Source organism: Flavobacterium amylolyticum, from assembly GCF_048284335.1.
Taxonomy (GTDB): Bacteria; Bacteroidota; Bacteroidia; order Flavobacteriales; family Flavobacteriaceae; genus Flavobacterium.
Window position 1 is genome coordinate 1289945 of the sequence record NZ_JBLVPG010000001.1, and the last position, 18602, is coordinate 1308546.

Below are 18602 nucleotides of genomic sequence, written 5' to 3' on the forward strand. Positions count from 1 at the left end.
TGTGTTTTTTAAATGTGAGCGTTTTTGTCTTTGTTTTTAATGTAAACCATTCCAATCACAAAACAGATGGAAGCAATAACGATAGGATACCAGAGCCCTTCAAGATAAAATTCCGGATCACCTGCCTCTTTTGCATTGATAACAAAATAAGTCGAGATGGCAGGAAGTAACCCTCCAAAAATCCCATTTCCTACGTGATATGGTAATGACATAGAAGTATATCTAATTTTAACTGGGAACATTTCAACTAAGAATGCTGCAATAGGACCGTAAACCATAGTTACAAACAAGACTTGTATGAATACTAAAAAGATCAAAGCCCATTCATCGGCTGTGTTGATTTTTAGAGTTGTTTTAGTTTCTATTTTAGCTTTACCATCTACAATCATAGCCTTGCCGTTTTCTAAAGATACGGTTTTCACTTCAAGCAAAGTGGTTCCATCAGCAAACTCTTTGTTTGTGGTGTAGATAGAATCCATAGTTTGTTTCTTGTTTTCTTTCAACTCAGTGATTAGAGTTGTTTTTTCTACCATTTCAGTTTTATTTTTTACTGATGTGGTTTCGTACATGCTTTTGTAAATAGGTCTGTACAATAGGATGGCGAGTAGCATACCACCCATCATAATGTATTTTCTACCAACTTTATCGCTTAACCAACCAAAAAGAATAAAAAATGGTGTGCCAAGGATTAATGCGATTCCTAGTAAAGTATCGACTTGTGATGAATCAATAGACATTACTGTTTTCATGAAGTTCATAGCATAAAATTGGCCCGTGTACCAAACAACCCCTTGGCCCATAGTAGCACCAAATAATGCTAATAATACAAATTTCAAATTGTAACGATTTCCAAAACTCTCTTTCAATGGATTTGTACTTGTTTTTCCTTCCGCTTTGGCCTTAGCAAACACGGGTGATTCGTCCATATTTTTTCGAATCAAATAGGAAACAAATACCATGATTATAGAAACCCAAAATGGAACTCTCCATCCCCATTCGTCAAATTGTTCTGGAGTAAGAATATTTCTCGTAGCTAAAATAACCATCAAAGAGATAAACAATCCAACCGTTGCCGTAGTTTGAATCCAAGAAGTCCAATACCCTCTTTGTCCTACTGGTGCGTGCTCAGCTACATAAGTGGCAGCTCCGCCATATTCGCCACCCAGCGCAAGACCTTGAAGTAATCTAAGAATTAATACTAATAATGGAGCCATAAACCCAATGGTTTCATAACTCGGGATACACCCTATCAAGAATGTTGCACCACCCATTAATAACAACGTAACCATGAAAGTGTATTTTCGACCAATTAAATCGCCTAATCTCCCGAAGAAAAGAGCTCCAAACGGGCGCACTACGAATCCGGCAGCAAATGTTGCCAATGTAGATAAAAAAGCTGCAGTAGGATTGTCTGAAGGGAAAAATTTTGTTGAAATTACAACTGCTAAACTTCCGAAGATATAGAAATCATACCATTCAATCATTGTGCCCATTGAGGATGCGGAAATGACTTTCCATATTCCTTTTGTTCCTTTAGTACTCATAAATTATTTTTTAGAATTAGTTTATAGATAAATTTGTAGTTGTACTACGAATTCCCCTTTAGATCCTGAGATAGTTGAGGGAGTAGTGTAAACCGGCCTTGTTGAATATTGTGCCGTGATTTTGGCGTGTTGCCCATCTAGGAAGAAGTTCGTTCCAAGGTCAAATTGGGTGCTGGACTGATCTAAAGCATCAAAGTTCTTGTACGTAAAAGCTCCAAATGGCTGTACGCGTACTTTTGGTTTGGCTGCTTTGCTGGGCAACAAAATTCCTGCTTGAGTATACCAAATATTTCCTGATCCAATAGTAGCTTGTGCGTTTCCAGGACCAGCCATTGCTCTGTTTCCTGTAAAGTTAGGGTCAACAGAGCCAATATTCATAATGGCTACATTACGTAAATAATTGGGTCCAAAATCATAATCATAAAAAACACTGTATCCTGTAAGGGCCATTTTGTTTTCTTTTTTTCCAACCGGTAAATCAAGAAAAACATCTACCGCAAAAAGATTGATGTTGTGTTTGCTAATAGTGTTGTTAACGGAAGACTTAGTTGCATCAGGAGCAGTGTAAAAACCAGCACCGATGTTAAATACTTTTTTAGTTCCAAGGTAACTTCCCACTTTATACGGCAGTACATTAGCTTCTTGATCTATAAATTGGTATTCAAAATATCCTGCTTTTGACCATTTTGTATTTCCACTATTGTCAACCGCTACGGCATTTTCAGCCGAAGTTACATTTGTAGGCGCTAAGTTGGTTGCAAATGGTTTGTTATAGCTTACCCTGTATTCTAGTTTTCCATATTTACCCTTGGCAAATAAGCCCATTTGTCGGGCAAATTGATCGGAGTTTTCAATTAATGGCCAGTTGAAGATAGGCGCGTCAATAGTTAAAAAGTTTAATGTAGAGGCCATTGTGGCTCTCGATAATCCCATGTAATAGTGCAATCCTCCACCCAAAGTCATACTGAATTTTTTGTCTTTTTCAGGTAAAACTAACGCGTACTCGTTCCAGGCATCGTGGAAAAATATCCCTGGTTTTTTTCCGGCTCCATATCCTCCAGTTCCTGCAGATCCTGCAGCGCCTCCATTGGTAAAGGTTTGATTGTTGATACCAAAGTGGGTCACAATCATGTATCTTTTTGATATTTGGGAATAGGCTAGAAAACGCAACCGCCTGTTTCCTATATCCGTTCCAGTTGAAGCCGATTCGCCTCCTATCATTGTTCCTGGATTCATTTGGCTGGAGCGAAACCATATCTGGTTCCAGGCAATGAAGCGCATGTATTTTGAACCATCTTCGTTCAAATTGAATTTCATTCCGCTACCGTAATCGGTGGAGCCTTGCGAAAATCCTTCCAGAGACAATAATAATATTGCAGCAGTAAAAAATATTTTTTTCATAAATAGAATTTGGGTATTAAATGGTTGGTTAATAAAGTGCCAAATTGAGTTATTTAATTCTAGAAAAAAAAAACGATATATTTTAGTGTAAATTACTATAGTTAATCTTTGAATCGCTCCCATTTTATGAGCATAAATTTATCCCCGAGCTCCGTTATAATCATACCAGCTCCGGAAAGTAATTGTTTGTTTTTTAAATATTCGACCAGCTCTAAATGACTAAAAATCTTATAAGTAGGATGGTAATTGGCGTGAGATGGTTTTTTTATATTATAGCTCTTAACCCAATTGCTCACAGTGACATGGGAAACCCCGATAATTCGTTCAATTTCACGAAAACTTAAGCCTTCAAGATAAAGCTGTAGTGCCTTTGTAACATAGTAATCGTCAATCTTTTTTCCTATTTTATTTACCGTAAAAAAATAATTGCATTTTTTGCACAAATACCTTTGTTTGCTGTTGATGATGCCGCTTTTTATAATATGGTTATTTTGGCATTTCGGGCAGGTTAAAATCTCCATGTATATAAATTTTGCATAAATATAGTAATTTTGCAACTATACAAAAGAGAATTACACAATAAAATTGGTTTAATTTTATGAAAGGTGCATTTTTATTGAGAAAACTATGGGTGTTTGATAAATTTTATGACTTTTAAAATAAAGACTTTCCTGAAGGTCTTAGTTTGGTTTTGAAATCATTTTGTCTACAAAATATATTTTACGGAAGTTAAAATTGCATTTTTGCAAAAAGGGTTATGTGAAATGATGGTGTGGTAAAAGTGTAATTGAAGTACAGCATCGAAACTGGATGTAATAGACCAATTTTTTGATGCTCATGGAATAACCCCTTTTGATTTTTGTAACCCGTGCCTCCTCTATGTACAAGCTGTGTTAATAGTGTCAAGGCGATGTCTATATGCGAGAAATGAATACAGTTTTTAATGTTCTCTAAAGGAAAGGGTGTGTGTGGATATTGCTGTTCTTTAGATATAGAAATCGAATTACAATCCCAGAGCCTCTTTTATCAATTGAAAGTTTGTCGTGCTGAAGTTGATCTTTAGAGCTTCCTGATGTCCTTTTTCAGACATTTTATTCCAAGTTTTAAGAATTATATTTTTTAGTTTCTCCCTGTCGTGTTTAAGAACAAAAGGGTCTAAATAGTATTCTAGAAACACCAAGCAGATTACGTCTTCCAATAGCTGTGTTTCGGCGTCTTTCTTGAGTAATTTTTTTTCGATTAGGAAAGTTACACGTGCAATGAATTTCTCGGAATAGCCTGCTTTTTTTAAAATTATGGCAGTAGTGCTAGCGTGGAATTTTTTTAGATCCTCACGCCATTTTAAATAACCCACTCGGTCCATTGGATAAGTTTCTCGTGCTACTTCCCATCGGCAAATGTGTTGCGCTTTGGAAGCAATCTGTACTTCTTCAGACGCTTCAGGATAAAAAGATATTAGTCTTTGGTACATTCGATTAGAATATAATAATTCCTTCGGATAGTGTAAAGATTGATAAATTTCAATATTTGGATCTTGAGCATTTTCCGCGTCAATCCAATCAGATGTATTTTGAAATTGTGATTTTGTCATTTGAAATGTTTAAAACCAAAGGTACATTATTAATCCAAAAAGCCAATGAATACTTTGCTATCCGCTAGTTTTAAAGGGTAAGTTGATTTTCAATTCGTACTATTTAAATTTACTCCGCTTATAAGTAGAAATGGGTTTAATTGAACAGTCTATTTTTTTCGATAGTATCCATTGAACGTAGAATTCCTTTAAAAGAATTATTTCTATTTTGCGAAAGCATGCATTTTGATCGACATGCCTTTTGGAATAAAATTCATAGGTGTACTTTACTTGTCTTTATTTTTATTTAACCATCTTTCGAAGAATTCAAATGTTCGTAACATTTGGTCCATTCGCTGTCGGTTGTCCCCATTTCTGGTAATTTCATGTGTTGCGCCAGGGTGTACCACATACTCGACAGGACGGCCTAATACTTTAAGACTGCGAAACATCATTTCTCCTTGAACAAACCCCGTTCGACGATCGTTGCCTCCATGAAAAATAATAAATGGTGTCTTGATATTTTCAACGTAGGTTAAAGGGGATTCTCGTATTAGAATTTCCTTGACTTTTGGTTCCCATGGATAACCCCCAAAATAATTTGGAACGAGTCTCCATGCATTTCCTTCGCCAAAAAAGGTGGTAAGATCATAAACACCACGTTGTGCGCAGGCGGCTTTAAAGCGATTGTCATGACTGATAATCCATGCTGTAAGATAGCCGGCATACGATCCTCCTGTTATTAATAATTTAGATGGGTCAGCCCAGCCTTGATCTATCGTTTTGTCAAGAGCCGTAAGTACATCGCTGGAAGGGCCTTTGCCCCAATCATTGACATTACCTCTTAAAAAATCTAATCCGTAACCGCCGGAACCTCTTGGATTGCTGTAAACAACACCATACCCTTTACTGCAGAAATATTGGTATTCGTGCCACATGCTTTCTTCTCCTGGTCCCCACATAGCTGAGGGGCCGCCGTGAATTTCTAACAATAACGGATATTTTTCTCCCTCTTGATACTGGGTAGGCTTCATTACCCAATACTCAATTGTCATTCCTATATCATTGATAAAAGTTTTCTTTTCTGGAAAGGATAATTTCTTATTTAGTAGCCAGTTGTTAAAATCGCTTCCCTTCTTTTCTTTTTTGAAATTAGTATTTGAAAAATACAGCTCAGAAGGATTTGATACCTGTGTCTTAGAATAAACAAGAGTGTTATTTGAAATATCAAAACTTGTAATACCAACTTCGCTACTGGATAACGGCTCTATATTTTTGGTGTTTATATTGAGCCTATTCAGGATGTTACCTCCATTACTTTGTCCTGTGAAGTATAGGTATTTATCATCCTTACTCCAGGTAAGATTTGTTTTGTTGCGGTCGAAAGGAAAGGTTTTGATGTCCTTTTGGGTTCCATTAAGTGGTATAATTGCTAAGGTAGGGACAGATATAAAAGAGGTGTTGCTATAGAGGAAAGCCAGCCATTTGCCAGAATGTGATACAGACGCGTTGCTGTATTTTTTATCTTTTTCGCCTAAAATCATTTTAAAATTACCACCATCACTATCCGCTATATAAATTTCGCTTTCTAATGAACGGTCTGGGTTCTCTGTACTATCAATATTTCCCGAAAACACAATTTGTTTGCCGTCTGGTGTGTATTCAGCATTAGTGAAACTATAAAAGCCTTTTGTTAATAAACGGGGTTTGGCGTTTGCAGTGGTATTAATGTCAAAAAAGTGAGTGAAATTCATTTCGGAAGAAATAACTGACTCATTTTGAAAGTTTAATTTATGGAGTACAATAGCTTTTTTATCCGTAGCATTTTTATCCAAATAAGCTCTTATTTCAGATAAACTTCCGTCGGGGTCTAATCGGGCTTTATTAGGCAACAAATATTCATTTTTGTCAAAACCTGGTTTTTCCATTGTCCAAGTTGGTATTGAAAAAGATTTGTTTAACGTAGAATCTTTGAGTAGTTCTTGAAATGAGATATTGGAAGAAAACATTATTTTTTTTCCGTCAGGGGACCATTTGGGATTGTTTGCCCCATATTTATGGCTTGTCAATTGGATAGGTTCTCCTCCTTCAGTGGATAAAATAAAAATTTGGGAGTTGTCGTCTATCATTCGAGTAAAAGCCAGTTGTTTCCCATCAGGACTCCATGCAGGTTTTGTAGCACCTTCTTTAGAAGTAGTGAGTTGTAAAGGGGGTGAGGTATTTGATGGAGAAGCACTATAGATTTGGGTCAGATACTTGTAATCTAACTTGTTGTTTTCATCAGCTTCAATAACGGTAACAGTGAAGGCTGCTTTTGACCCGTCTTTAGTGAGCGTTACATTTCCAACAGTCTTAATTTTTAACAGATCCGTCAGGTTAATAGCCTCTTTCCCATTTTGAGCAATGGCAGATTGTAGAGTAGTGATAAAAATCAGTAAAATTGAAAGTTTTCTCATAATTGTAATTTTGTAGCTAAACTTTATTTGATGCCGCGTTTCTAATATTTGCAACAAGTAGTGCTGTGTCAAATTTTAATTGTGTTGATCGAATAAAGGTGAGACCTGGGTTTTAGTAAATATATAAAAGTATGGGAAATCTGCGTAGTATTATTCATTGTTTTTTATTTCTTGGAATATGCACAAGGTAATTCTAAAGCAGGAATTACGTTAATTTTATAATGAGTAGAAAATATTTTTGATATTTCAAGAGGGTTATTTTAAACACGGTAGCTGATAGACAAAATAATATTGAATGATGGTCTGTAAAAGAGTATTGTTTGTGTTGTAAAACAGGACAAATAAAAGATCTAAGCAATTATCAGTAGTCGAATAGGTCCAAAAACAAAAAATCCCTAAAGCCTCATTAAAGGATTAGGGAAATTTTTTGTGGTACCTCCAGGGATCGAACCAGGGACACATGGATTTTCAGTCCATTGCTCTACCATCTGAGCTAAGGTACCTCGCTATTGCGGGTGCAAATATAGAATGATTTTTAGTTTATCCAAAACATTTTTTAAAAAAAATCAATTCGTACCTTCGCACCATCAAAAAATCAATTATGAATTTAGTAGTCGATGTGGGAAATACAAGAATTAAAGCAGCTGTCTTTGAGGACGCTATGCTTTTGGAAATTTTTGTTTTCACGAAAATAGAACTAGAAAAAAATATTAAAAATATTTTGAAAAAGTTTAAAAAAGTAAGTGAATTGGTTGTTTCCTCAGTTACGGAGGTCGAAAAACAATCATTTTTAGTATTCGAAAAAGAGCTTAATGTACATTTTATTTCCAATAAAGATCCTTTTCCGTTTCAAAACAACTATGCGACGCCACAAACTTTGGGAATTGACAGAATGGTTTTAGCTGCGGGCGCAACGCTTCAGTTTCCTGATCAAAACCGGCTGGTAATTGATGCAGGAACATGCATTACATATGATTTTATTGATCAGGAGAATAATTATTTAGGCGGAGCTATTGCTCCGGGGCTTCGATTGCGGTACGAAGCATTACATAATTTTACTGCCAAACTTCCTTTGCTGACACTTTGTAATCCGGAGCATTTTATAGGAAAATCAACGGCTGAATCAATTCATTCCGGAGTGGTCAATGGGCTGGTTTATGAGATTGATGGTTTTATTGAGGAATATAAACTAAGGTATTTAAATTTTATAATAATTTTAACGGGTGGGGACACAGATTTTTTGGCTAAACGATTAAAAAATACCATATTTGCCAATTCAAATTTTCTTTTAGAAAGTTTGAACCAAACATTTCAATATAAAATCAAAAATGATTAAAAAAATTATAATAAGTGCATGTTTGCTTTTATCATTAGTAACTTTTGCTCAGGAAGGGACATCGTCTCCGTATTCTTTTTACGGAATAGGTGATGTAAGGTTCAAAGGGACTCTTGAAAATCGTTCTATGGGAGGAATTGCTATTGAACAAGATAGTATTCACATGAACTTACAGAATCCTGCAAGTTATGCAAGTTTGAAACTGACCACATTTACTTTGGGAGGAACTTATGCTACTACAGAATTGAAAAATAAAACGGAATCAGCAAATACGAGACGAACAACTTTAGATTATCTGGCAGTAGGACTGCCTTTAGGTAAGTTTGGACTTGGTTTTGGATTGATTCCCTATTCATCTGTAGGTTATAAAATTGAATCACCAGGATCACTCACTGAAAATAACCAACGTTTTAATGGAACAGGTGGTTTGAATAAGGCTTTTCTTGGCTTAGGCTATAAAATAACTCCCGATTTTAGTATTGGTGCCGATGTGAACTATAATTTTGGAAAAATTGAGACCAATAATTTAGAGTTTATTACTGATATCCCTATTGGTACACGAGAATTAAATAAAGTTGATTTGTCTGGAATTAATTTCAATATTGGGATGATGTACCAAGCCAAAATTTACAAAAAAGTATCTTTTTTTAGTAGCTTAAATTATTCACTGGAAAGTACTTTAAATTCCCAAAACACCAGAAACATTGCTACCGTATTCTATAATTCAAATTTTGATTTGTCCGTTGTTGATGTTCTGGATGATATGAAAACAGAAACGAGTTTGAAAATCCCTAGCAAGTATGCTGCAGGAGCAGGTTTTGGTGAAGCGAGGAAATGGTTGGTTGGAATAGGATATACTTTTCAGGAGGCTGGTTCTTTAAGAAACAATTACAACGCAATGGGTAATGTTACTTATGAAAAGCATTCAAAGTATAGTATTGGAGGGTATTATTTGCCAAATTACAATTCCTTCACAAGTTATGGCAAAAGAGTAACATACAGAGGTGGTTTTAGATTTGAAAACACCGGGTTAGTGATTAATTCTGAACCTATTGATGATATGGCCTTGACTGTGGGAGTAGGGCTGCCGTTGACAGGGACATTTTCTAATGTGAATGTTGGACTGGAATTTGGTAAAAGAGGAACTACAGCATCAAATTTAGTCGAAGAAAATTATGCAAATGTTAGTGTTAGTTTTTCACTTAACGAGCAATGGTTTGTCAAAAGAAAATTCAATTAAAAGGACGCATTTCATTAAAGCTTTTTCGTAAGTTCAGCGTATGACGGTATTCCAAAAATATGGTTTTAAATTAGTTGTCACGGTTTTTACTGTGACACTGTTTTTTGGATGTGAAAGTAATTTTAAAGAAGTGCAGAAAATTAATTTTTCTGAATTTGTTCCCAGCAGTGATGCCGATATGGTAAATCTAAAATACACGGATTCTGGCCGAATAACCGCCGTGTTAATCAGTTCAAAAATGTTGGATTACGCTAGTGTTGATTTTCCATTTACGGAATTTCCAAAAGGGATCGATGTTACTTTATATGATAAAAAAGCCAAAAAAACATTTATTAAATCCAATTATGCAATTTCTTACAAGTTCACAAACATTATTGATTTACAAGGAAAAGTAAAGATTTTCACCGAAGACGGTCAAGTACTCGAAACAGAGCAGTTGTACTTTGATCAAAAAAACGAATGGTTTTTTACCGAAAGAAAGTTTAAATTTACGGATCCAAAAGGAGTGTCAAACGGACAGGGAATAGATTTTAGTAAAGACTTTAAGGTGATTAATTCTCAAAAAATAACCGGCGAAGTAGAAACGAACGATTAAAATAAAATACTATACTATGAATTACCTAAAATACACACAATACGTTTATCTTGTTTTTGGAGCTTACTTCCTTTATGATGGCTTTACAAAGGTAAACGATCCTAGTTTAGGAACTCCTTGGCTGAGTTTTATGATTGCTGGATTGGCAGTTTTCATGTTCTTTTTTAGAAGAAAATTTGCAAAAAAATTCGAAGATCGCAATAAAAATTCCTAGTTGATGGAAATTAGTATTATCATATTGTGTCTAATACTAAGTGCTTTTTTTTCAGGAATGGAGATCGCCTTCGTATCTTCCAATAAAATATATCTTGAAATTGAAAAAAAGCAGGATAATTTTTTGTCTAAAATACTGACAAAACTTACTGAAAAGCCCACAAATTTTATTGTTGCCATGGTTATAGGCAATAATATAGCCATGGTTGTCTATGGTTTTTTAATGGGTGATGTATTGATGGATTGGTTGGCAATGCAGGGATATTTTTTTTCAGATTGGTTGAATCTAGTTGTGCAAATCTTGATTTCTACAATAATCATTTTGGTTACAGCAGCGTTTCTTCCTAAAGTTTTTTTTCAAATTTATGCCAATTCACTACTCAAATTTCTAGCAGTTCCAGCTTTTCTTTTTTATAAAGTGTTCTATTTTATTTCCATATTTTTTATTTGTATTTCAGATTTTATTTTAAAAAAATTCTTCAAAACACAGGGCGATACTATTCAGCTTTATTTTAGTAAAATTGAACTTGGAAATTATATTACGGAGCAAATGAGTACTTTTGAGGGTAATGAAGTAGTAGATTCTGAAATACTAATGTTCCAGAATGCGCTAGAATTTTCAGGAGTTAAGGCTAGGGATGTGATGAGTCCTCGAACCGAAATAATAGCGGTTGATCTCTTCGATTCAATCGAAGAATTGAAGCAATTATTTATAGAAACAGGGTATTCTAAAATAGTGGTGTACCAAAATTCGCTCGACGATATTATAGGGTACGTACATTCCTTTGACTTGTTTAAAAAGCCTAACAATATCAAAGAAATTGTGATTCCGGTAGAATTTGTTCCCGAAACAATTTTTATTAAAGATGCCATGAATTTGCTTACCAAAAAACGAAAAAGTGTTGCTGTTGTTTTAGATGAATATGGTGGGACGTCAGGAATTATAACTATTGAGGATATTGTGGAAGAACTTTTTGGCGAAATCGAGGATGAGCATGATTCCAATGAAGAACTGATTGAGAAAGAATTGGAAAATGGGGTGTATGTACTTTCTGCTCGACTGGATGTAGCCTACCTGAATGACGCTTATAAGTTTGCCATTCCTGAGAGTGATTCTTATGGGACACTTGGTGGATTTATTGTCGATTTTACAAAGGAAATTCCTCAAAAAGGAGATGCGATTACCATAGGTCTCTATCATTTTATAATTGAAGAAGCCACAAATAAGAAAATAGAATTAGTAAAAATGACGGTGCAAGAGTAATTTTTTTTAAGAAAATAAAATTTCTTGTAAAATAAAACGCTACTAGTATAATTATTAATTAGATAATTGTATTTTCGCAACCTGAATATAAAAATTAACAACAATAAAATGGCAGTTTTACAAAAAATTAGACAACGTTCACTTCTTCTGATACTTGTTATCGGGTTTTGTTTATTAGCATTTATCATAGGCGATATATTCAATAGTGGTGGTTTCAACAGTACCTCAAAAGATGTAGGAAGCATTGATGGAAAAGACATTTCATTTGAAGATTTTAGAGTCAAAGTAAGTAATGTTGAAAAAAGTACACAAGGTATTACGTCAACTGAAGCAGCGAACAGAGTATGGGAACAAGAAGTTTCTATTGCTTTATTAAGTGCTGAATTTGAAAAATTAGGGCTTAGAGTAGGTGAAAAACACTTATTAGAAGTATTGAAATCTGATCAAAATATTGGTGGTAATCCATTGTTTTTAAATGCTGCCGGGATATTTGATGTTGTTAAATTCAAAGAATATTTTAAAGCAAATCCTGCACAAGCTCAGTTTTTAAAAGACAGAGAAAAAGACGCTGATTTAAACGCCAAATATCAAATGTATAATACAATGATAAAAGCGGCAGTTTATACAACTGAAAGCGAAGGGAAGATGAAATATGAAATGGAAGCGAATACAGTGAATTTTGCTTATGTAGCGGGTCTATATTCAACAATTAAAGACAGTGAGGTAAAAGTGACTGATGCAGAAATTGTGGATTTCATGAAGAAAGATGAAAAAAAATACAAAGCAGACGAATCTCGTGAAGTAGAATATGTTTTGATTGAAGACAAAGCATCTAAGACTGATGAAGCGGAAATAAAAACCAAAATAAACGCGTTGCTTTCAGGAAGTGTTGTTTACAATCAAGCTACAGGTAAAAACGATACGTTGCCAGGGTTTAGAGCAACTGCTAATACAGTAGAATTTGTGAATTCAAATTCAGATGTTCCTTATGATTCAACGTACATCGCTAAGAAAGATTTACCAGCTGTAGATGCTGATAAATTATTCAACCTTGCTCCAGGCGCAGTCTATGGACCATACATGTTTGGTAAATACTATTGCATTTCAAAATCTATGGGAATGAAATCAGGAGTTAATGCTAAAGCAAGTCATATTCTAATTGGCTATGAAGGAACACAAGTTCCAAATCAAAAGGAAAAGAGAACCAAAGAACAAGCTAAAGCAAAAGCGGAAAGTCTTTTAGCGCAAGTGAACGCAAATCCAGACAGTTTCTTAATGTTGGCTTTCACCGCATCTGATGATTCATCAGCACAACAAGGTGGTGATTTGGGTTATTTTGGTCCCAATCAAATGGTAAAACCTTTCAATGATTTTGTTTTCAATAACAGTATTGGTAAAGTTGGTTTAGTTGAAACTGATTTTGGTTTTCATATTATTAAAATTACAGACAAACAAGATGGAATTCGTTTGGCTACAGTAGCGCAAAAAATTGAAGCTTCTGAAGCTACTTCTGATAAAATATTTACGCAAGCAACTAAATTTGAAATGGATGCTGTAGATAAAGATTTTAATAAAGTAGCCAAAGAAATGAAACTTACTGTTGCTACTCCAGTTACTGTTAAAGGTATGGATGAGAATTTTGGTTCATTAGGAAATCAAAGAGCTATTGTAAGATGGGCTTTCGAAAAAGGAGTTAAAGAAGGTGCTGTAAAAAGATTTGAAGTAGCTAATGTAGGACACGTTATTGCAAAAGTAAAAAGTATTGATCAATCTGGTTTAGTAGCGGTTTCAGTTGCCAGACCTTATGTAGAACAAATTCTTAAAAATAAGAAAAAAGCGGAATTAATTAAAGCTAAAATGACTGGTTCTTCACTTGAAGCAATGGCTAAAGCAGTAGGAGGAAAAGTACAACAAGCTACTGGTTTAACAATGGAAAATACAACCTTGCCAAATGTAGGCCCTGAACCAAGAGTAGTTGGAAATGCATTTGCTTTAGTAGCAAATAAAGTATCTGCTCCAATTGAAGGTAATACGGGTGTTTATGTAGTTAAAAATACAAGTACAGTAAATGCACCCGCGTTAAAAAGTCACGCTCCTTATGTTGCTAAATTGAAAGCTCAAAATGCATCAGAAGTAAATAGAGTGATTCCAGCATTGAAAGGAAACGCTAAAATCGAAGATAACAGGCAAGATTTCAATTACTAAACTAAAGAAAGTAAGAATCACAATAAAAAACCCCGATACAATCTACTGAATGTATCGGGGTTTTACTTTTGTGTTTCTTTTTTAAAAAGGATGAACTTACTAATTAATAAGGTATAAATACGGTGATTAAGAACGTAACATTTCAGTGTATGGTATAATGGTAGAGTATCCTTTTGCAGTAAAGTATTCTACAGGATTCTCCCTAGTAATTACCAATACAAAATCACCTCCCCAAGCACCTAAGCTTTTTATTGCTCCATCAAAATCTGAAAATAAAGATTCTTTTATCGTAGGAATTTTTAGAATTCTACTCATTTGAGCTTCATGTTTTTCTATTGCCTCGGCAAAAGATTTAAGGGTAGTTGCTGTGTTAACCTCAGAAGTTATTAAATCATTTGTAGCAATAGTCGCTGCCAGGTTGTTTTTTTTGTTCAGGTTGTATGCTGCTATTGCGGTTTTACTGCTTTGCTTTTTGTTGAGATACACAAAGTACAAGTGCTGTTTAAATTCAGGATTAAAAGCGATCTTTTCTACAGTTGGATTACCTTGATTCAGACGGTATATAATAGGAGTGTTGTTTTGTGCGCAAGCAATATCATAACCACTTCCTCCAAAACTGTTTTTAAGCAATGTAAAAGCATCAATTTGCAGCCATTGAGCAATATTGTTTATCAAAGTTGACGACGTTCCCAGGCCCCAGTTTTTAGGAAACTCAAGTTCAGTGGAAATGGTGTATCCGTTTGAATTAGTAATGAAGTCCGGATTAAGTAAGAAAGCTTCGTGTAGAATGTTAGTCAGTATGGCTTTGACCGATTCGCTTTCAGGATTTATTTTCTTTGAAATGTCCAAAAATAGAATGGTATCTTCAAACCAAATACTACCGTCAGCATCATAACTTTTCCAGACGATTTCCTGATTGTTTCCCTCTTCTATAATGAGGTTTTGTCCCATTTTTGTAGGCAATGCAAAGGCTTTGGCTCCATCAAGAACCAAGTATTCTCCTGTTATTAAAAGTTTTCCGTTACTGTAGAATGTTTTTTTCATTATTCTTATTTTAATCCCTGCCAGGGTTATAAACTTTGATAGGGTTGTCGACAATCAAAGTTATTTTCTTAAACTTTCAATAAAAGTCACCACGGCGCTATGAGAAACGGTATTTTTTTTGAAATATTTATGAATTAAAACCCGTTCTTCAACAGTGGCTTCGTACTGGTTGATGATGTTGTTTAAGTGCATTTTCATGTGCCCTTCCTGAATTCCTGTAGTTGTCAAAGAGCGTAATGCACCAAAATTCTGTGCCAGACCCGCCACGACTACAAACTGCATTAGTTCTTTGGCTGTTGGATTTTCTAGCATTTCTAAGGACAATTTTACCAATGGATGTAAGGAAGTAAGTCCGCCCACTGTTCCTAATGCTAGTGGGATTTCTAACCAAAAAGTAAAAATGCCATTTTCGATTTTGGCATGGGATAGACTTGTGTATTTTCCGTTTCTGGATGCATAGGCATGCACTCCAGCTTCGACCGCACGGAAATCATTTCCTGTTGCCAAAACTACGGCATCTACTCCGTTCATGATTCCTTTGTTATGTGTTACAGCTCGATAGGGTTCAACTTCGGCAATTTGAACGGCTTGAATAAATTTCTCAGCAAATTCTTGAGGATTCGGAATGTGTTTGTCCTCTAAATCAGCAATTGGGCATGAAACTTCCGCTCTCACAATGCAATTAGGGACATAATTCGAGAGAATACTCATGACTACTTCAATCTCTTTTTCAGTTTCAGTAAATAAATCATAGGCGTGTGCTTCTTCTTTTAAGGTTTTAGCAAACTGTTCCAAACATGAATTTATAAAATTAGCACCCATGCTGTCTTTAGTCTCAAAAGTAGCATGAAGCTGAAAGTAGTTGGGTAATAAATCAGTTTTGTCATTTAGAACAATGTCTAAAATGCCGCCACCGCGTTTTTGCATGTTTTTTGTAATTAGTTCTGTCTCTGAGAAAAATTTATTTTTGTTTTGTGCAAAAAATAAATTCAGTTTTGAAACCTCACCTTTATAAATGAAATGAACCTGTCCAATTTTTTCGGTGTTGATTACGGTTGTTTTAAACCCACCGCGGGTGGACCAAAACTTCGCTGCTTTTGCGGCAGCGGCAACCACAGAACTTTCTTCAATGGCCATAGGAATGGTACAGTATTTTCCATTAATTAGAAAATTAGGAGCAACTCCTAGCGGAATGTAGAAATTGGTTATCGTGTTTTCAATGAATTCATCGTGTAATTTCTGTATTTTTTCATCAGAATTCCAATAGTTTTTCAACAAGGCCGTGGCTTCTACAGGTGTTGAAAAATAGTTAGTGGCAATCCATTTAATTTTTTCTTCTTTGGATAATTTAGAAAATCCGTTAATGGCCTTATTCATTCTCAATAGATTATAGTATGTATACCTGCAAAGATACGCTTTTAGCGGTTTTATTGACTATGATAGTATCCTCAATAAAAGAGGGTTTAAAATATTGTTTTTAAGATTTAACACATTTAATGTGAAATTATTGTAAATTTTTCACTAAAATTGACGGTTTTTATATTTAAATAAATATCATGTACTTGAAAAAAATTATTGCATTATTTTTATTCCTGAGTTTTACTGTTGTTGGTCAGCAAAAAATCACAATTGATGAAATTTACAACGGCACATTTCGAGCCAAAGGAATGGATGAATTACAGTCTATGAAAAATACAAATCAATACACGGTATTGAATTTAGACAACCAGTCCAGAAGTATGCAAATTGATTTGTATGATTTTGCAACTTTAAAAAAAGTAGCGACACTTATAGATACAAAATCCCACAAAGATCTTTCAAACGGGATTGACAGTTACACGTTTGATGCTTCAGAAAAAATGATTTTGCTAGCGTGTAATACGAATCAAATCTTCCGCCACTCCTTTACTGCGGATTATTATTTGTACGATATAGCCAGTAAAAAATTGAAAAAATTATTTGATTCTCCCGTGCAGGAACCTACTTTTTCACCTGATGGAAAAAAGATAGCGTACGCCAAAGAAAATAATCTGTATGTATATGATTTAGCTACTAATAAATCGACTCCAATAACTACAGACGGACAAAAAAACAGCATTATTAACGGTATTACAGATTGGGTTTACGAAGAAGAGTTTGCTTTTGTAAAAGCTTTTGATTGGAGTGCTGACAGTAAAAAAGTGGCCTACATTCGTTTTGACGAAAGTCAGGTGCCGGAATTTTCAATGTCTATGTTTGGAAAAGAGTTATACCCAACGACGCAAACATTCAAATATCCAAAGGCCGGTGAAAAGAATGCTTTGGTTTCTCTACACATTTATGATGTAAATTCGAATGGAGTAAAAAAAGTAAATCTGGGGAATTACACTGATTTTTATATCGCCAGAATGAAATGGACAAATGACGCTAATTCATTGTCTGCGCAAGTATTTAATCGTCATCAAAATAATTTGGATTTGTTGTTTATCGACGGTAATTCAGGAACTGCAAAAGTAGTTTTGAACGAAAAAGACAAAGCGTATGTTGATGTTACGGATAACTTGACTTTCTTGAAAGACAACAGTTTTATATGGACCAGCGAAAAAGACGGTTTCAATCATATTTACTTATATTATAAAAACGGAAAATTGAAAAACCAGCTTACCAAAGGAAAATGGGAAGTGACGAATTATTATGGTTTAGACGAAAAGACAAATACGGTTTTCTATCAGTCTGTAGAAAACGGATCTATCAATAGAGATGTATACCGAATAGGACTTGATGGAAAAAACAAAGTGCGTTTGTCACAAAGTACAGGAACGAATGCAGCAACTTTCAGTCCAAATTTTCAATACTACATCAACACGTTTTCTAGTGCGTCTCAGCCTACAACGTATACATTAAACGAAGCTAAAGTTGGAAAACAAGTTCAAGTCATTGAAAACAATGAAGCATTAGCTTCAAAACTAAAAAGCTATAATTTACCTGGAAAAGAGTTTTTTGTTTTAAAAACCGCAAAAGGAAATGAGCTGAATGCTTGGATGATTAAACCTAAAGATTTTGATCCTGCAAAAAAATATCCTGTTTTCATGTACCAATATTCTGGTCCGGGTTCGCAGCAAGTGAATAACGAGTGGAACAGTACAGATGATTATTGGTTTATGATGTTGTCCCAACAAGGGTATATTGTGGCGTGTGTTGACGGACGAGGAACGGGTTTTAAAGGTGCTGATTTTAAAAAAGTGACTCAATTGCAATTAGGGAAATACGAAGTGGAAGACCAAATTGACGCTGCTAAAGTAATAGGAAATTACGCATTTGTTGATAAAGCTAGAATTGGTATATTTGGCTGGTCGTATGGTGGTTTTATGGCGTCTAACTGTATCATGAAAGGAAATGATATTTTCAAAATGGCAATTGCGGTAGCTCCGGTTACAAACTGGCGTTTTTATGACAGTGTGTATACAGAACGTTACATGCAGACACCACAGGAAAATGCGAGTGGATACGATGATAATTCCCCAATAAATCATGTGGATAAATTGAAAGGAAAATTTCTTTTGATACATGGTTCAGGAGATGATAATGTACATGTTCAGAACTCCATGCAAATGATGGAAGCCTTAATTCAAGCCAACAAACAATTTGATTCTCAAATTTACCCGGACAATAATCACGGGATTTATGGCGGAAAGACCAGAATTCAATTGTATACCAAAATGACTAATTTTATCAAAGAAAATTTATAATAGCGC

Annotated in this window: 14 protein-coding genes and 1 tRNA gene; 7 read left to right on the forward strand and 8 right to left on the reverse strand. The window is 34.8% G+C overall.

Annotated features, from left to right (window positions below):
* Positions 1-8: 8 nt before the first annotated feature.
* From ACNQF9_RS05725 to ACNQF9_RS05750, 6 genes are all read right to left on the reverse strand, one after another.
* Positions 9-1544 carry an MFS transporter gene (locus ACNQF9_RS05725; protein ID WP_417989817.1) on the reverse strand — a complete coding sequence of 512 codons (1536 nt, stop codon included), beginning with the start codon at positions 1542-1544 and terminating at the stop codon, positions 9-11.
* A 21-nt stretch (positions 1545-1565) separates the two neighbouring features.
* A complete protein-coding gene (locus tag ACNQF9_RS05730; protein WP_417959273.1) occupies positions 1566-2945 on the reverse strand; it encodes a porin in 1380 nt (459 codons plus the stop codon).
* A gap of 101 nt (positions 2946-3046) precedes the next feature.
* Positions 3047-3466 (reverse strand): IS1/IS1595 family N-terminal zinc-binding domain-containing protein, encoded by a 420-nt coding sequence (locus tag ACNQF9_RS05735; protein WP_417959274.1) that lies wholly within the window; start codon positions 3464-3466, stop codon positions 3047-3049.
* A gap of 482 nt (positions 3467-3948) precedes the next feature.
* Positions 3949-4536 (reverse strand): DUF4202 domain-containing protein, encoded by a 588-nt coding sequence (locus ACNQF9_RS05740; RefSeq protein ID WP_417959275.1) that lies wholly within the window; start codon positions 4534-4536, stop codon positions 3949-3951.
* A 266-nt stretch (positions 4537-4802) separates the two neighbouring features.
* On the reverse strand, positions 4803-6971 hold the full coding sequence (locus tag ACNQF9_RS05745) for a S9 family peptidase (RefSeq protein WP_417989818.1): 2169 nt from the start codon (positions 6969-6971) through the stop codon (positions 4803-4805).
* A gap of 430 nt (positions 6972-7401) precedes the next feature.
* Positions 7402-7474: transfer RNA gene (locus ACNQF9_RS05750), tRNA-Phe, on the reverse strand.
* Positions 7475-7572: 98 nt separating this feature from the next.
* Here ACNQF9_RS05750 and ACNQF9_RS05755 point away from each other — a divergent pair.
* From ACNQF9_RS05755 to ACNQF9_RS05780, 6 genes are all read left to right on the forward strand, one after another.
* On the forward strand, positions 7573-8307 hold the full coding sequence (locus ACNQF9_RS05755; RefSeq protein ID WP_417959277.1) for a type III pantothenate kinase: 735 nt from the start codon (positions 7573-7575) through the stop codon (positions 8305-8307).
* A complete protein-coding gene (locus tag ACNQF9_RS05760) occupies positions 8300-9547 on the forward strand; it encodes a BamG family beta-barrel-assembly machinery protein (protein ID WP_417959278.1) in 1248 nt (415 codons plus the stop codon). The genes ACNQF9_RS05755 and ACNQF9_RS05760 overlap by 8 nt, the downstream gene beginning before the upstream one ends.
* A 40-nt stretch (positions 9548-9587) precedes the next feature.
* Positions 9588-10142, forward strand: a complete 555-nt coding sequence (gene lptC, locus ACNQF9_RS05765) for an LPS export ABC transporter periplasmic protein LptC (protein ID WP_417959279.1) — start codon at positions 9588-9590, stop codon at positions 10140-10142.
* 16 nt (positions 10143-10158) lie between these two features.
* The gene (locus ACNQF9_RS05770; RefSeq protein WP_417959280.1) at positions 10159-10356 is read left to right on the forward strand and encodes a hypothetical protein; all 198 of its coding nucleotides are present in this window, start codon (positions 10159-10161) and stop codon (positions 10354-10356) included.
* A 3-nt stretch (positions 10357-10359) separates the two neighbouring features.
* Positions 10360-11619 (forward strand): hemolysin family protein, encoded by a 1260-nt coding sequence (locus ACNQF9_RS05775; protein ID WP_417959281.1) that lies wholly within the window; start codon positions 10360-10362, stop codon positions 11617-11619.
* A gap of 108 nt (positions 11620-11727) precedes the next feature.
* The gene (locus tag ACNQF9_RS05780) at positions 11728-13824 is read left to right on the forward strand and encodes a peptidylprolyl isomerase (protein WP_417989819.1); all 2097 of its coding nucleotides are present in this window, start codon (positions 11728-11730) and stop codon (positions 13822-13824) included.
* 126 nt (positions 13825-13950) lie between these two features.
* On the opposite strand, the gene ACNQF9_RS05785 is transcribed toward ACNQF9_RS05780, so the two are convergent.
* Positions 13951-14868: a GYDIA family GHMP kinase gene (locus ACNQF9_RS05785; RefSeq protein ID WP_417989820.1), complete on the reverse strand. Its 918-nt coding sequence runs from the start codon at positions 14866-14868 to the stop codon at positions 13951-13953.
* 60 nt (positions 14869-14928) lie between these two features.
* Positions 14929-16245, reverse strand: a complete 1317-nt coding sequence (locus tag ACNQF9_RS05790) for a hydroxymethylglutaryl-CoA reductase, degradative (RefSeq protein ID WP_417989821.1) — start codon at positions 16243-16245, stop codon at positions 14929-14931.
* A 179-nt stretch (positions 16246-16424) separates the two neighbouring features.
* Here ACNQF9_RS05790 and ACNQF9_RS05795 point away from each other — a divergent pair, with 179 nt between their 5' ends.
* Positions 16425-18596, forward strand: coding sequence for a S9 family peptidase (locus tag ACNQF9_RS05795; RefSeq protein WP_417959285.1), 2172 nt, complete (start codon positions 16425-16427; stop codon positions 18594-18596).
* Positions 18597-18602 lie beyond the last annotated feature (6 nt).